At 41.4% G+C, this 1690-nt stretch carries 2 protein-coding genes; both read right to left on the bottom strand.

Annotated elements, in window-relative coordinates:
• Window positions 1–435 precede the first annotated feature (435 nt).
• Complete coding sequence (locus Q9R25_RS14855; RefSeq protein WP_311283386.1) at window positions 436–921, bottom strand: hypothetical protein; 486 nt, start codon at window positions 919–921, stop codon at window positions 436–438.
• Window positions 922–985: 64 nt separating this feature from the next.
• On the bottom strand, window positions 986–1690 hold a 705-nt coding region (locus Q9R25_RS14850), incomplete at its 5' end, for a hypothetical protein (RefSeq protein ID WP_311283385.1).

Below are 1690 nucleotides of genomic sequence, written 5' to 3'. Positions count from 1 at the left end.
TAAATAGGGTTTATTCATTAATCTTTAAATAATCAGGACAGAAAGAACATTCAGATCGTTCACCAGTGGAAGACATAAAAAAAACGCCCTCTTAGAAAAGAGGACGTTCGAACCTTACATGAAAAAAATCGTACTTGTGAGAAGCATGATATTAGGTGGTAAAATGCTTTTCAAGTTTTTACGATTCGTCAAAACAGCAAAAACTCTATTCACAAGATTCCTCTAAATTATAGCATTGCCCTATGTTTACTACAATGTTTTGCCGTTTTTTTATTGCATCTATGCAAGAAAAAAACTTCCTTCTTCTAACCGATTCTCGATGAATCGGTCAAATAGAATCATTAGAATGTGGTCATGCAATGAACACATTCATCCATGCGTGAGGTCGAGTGGGCGATCATGACGAGAAAAGGCACACTTTCGTGTGCCATTCTCTCATTTCGCTTCATCGATACGATGTGCCTTTTCATATCCTTCATACATTTCGAGTGCTTTTGAAGCACGAATGTTACTCAACACTTCCCCTTCCTTCACCTCGTACAGTTGAACGAATTTCGCTGTTCTCATGTAATACTGGAAATGGGCTTTCTCGTCTTCCGTTCCTAGACAATAGAATTGCACTCCTGATTCCCGTGTCATGAGGATGCCGTCATACTTTTCATTCATGAGCATCTTAGGAACGTCATACAGATAGAAGTCGAAGCGATGACTTTTCACGTCTTTTCTGATGGTCTGAATGATGGACGGGAATTGTCGGTTGATGGTGTTCGTGATTTCTCTTTCGAGCCGTTCCTTTTTCTTTTCCATCTTTTGAATCTCTTCCTCTGTCTCGATTTTCAAGATGGCATCTTTAAATAGTATCTCTCGGTATGCTTTGATTTTCCGTAGCAATCGGACGGCTCTTTTTTCTTCTATTCTCATGGTCGGTTCTCTCCTTAGTTACCCGTTCCCGTCCTCTGTGGACGGGTCGGGTAAATTGTTTTGGTCAGTTAGATGGTGCGAGAATGAATACGTTTCGTGATTCCTTTGTGACTGGGTTGTTCAGAATCGGACTGTACAATCGGTCAATCAATTCTTGAATCGCATGGTCATGCAGTCCGATGGTTTCGCCTTGTCCGTCATGCGATACGATGACGAGTTTCCCGTATAAAATCACGTCTTGGAAGAAGTCGATTTGTGAACGCTTCTTATTCGTATCAATCATAGTAGGAAGCAATTTCGTTAAATCGTCACGGAACAAAAATTCGTCATCGTGATAAATATCGATATGCTTCATTTCTCTCGGGCAGTAGCATGAGAACACGTTCTCGATGTTGCCCGTTATCAATTCGTATGATTCGTCTGATTCGTAGGAAACGACTTGTGCCGTTCCGTCTTCTTCAATGACAACAGCGTATGATGCTTGGCGGTACGCTTTCAAGTTCTTTTCCGTATCATTTTCATTACACGCTTGGAATGAGTTGAGATATTCGGCACTCAATCCTCCGTGAAGATATGCAACGCAACACGGGAACGTTTCGAATCGCTTATAGTCGAAGAGTCCACTATCCCGTTTTTTGAAGGCGATGAAACTTTCATCATCAGCCGTGATGAAATGTTTCGTTCCGTCATTAATCAGTGTGACGTTCACGATTGCGTTGTGACGTGCGATGAGTTGGATGTTGAGTGGTGTTTGAAAGGTCTTTTTCAT

The organism is Exiguobacterium sp. BG5(2022), from assembly GCF_031844365.1.
GTDB lineage: Bacteria > Bacillota > Bacilli > Exiguobacteriales > Exiguobacteriaceae > Exiguobacterium > Exiguobacterium profundum.
Note: the sequence above shows the minus strand (reverse complement) of the source record. Positions and strands in the feature narration are given on the sequence as shown.

Excerpts from the sequence above, each read along its gene's own strand:
- Q9R25_RS14855 (WP_311283386.1), bottom strand. The coding sequence starts at position 921 with ATGAGAATAGAAGAAAAAAGAGCCGTCCGATTGCTACGGAAAATCAAA.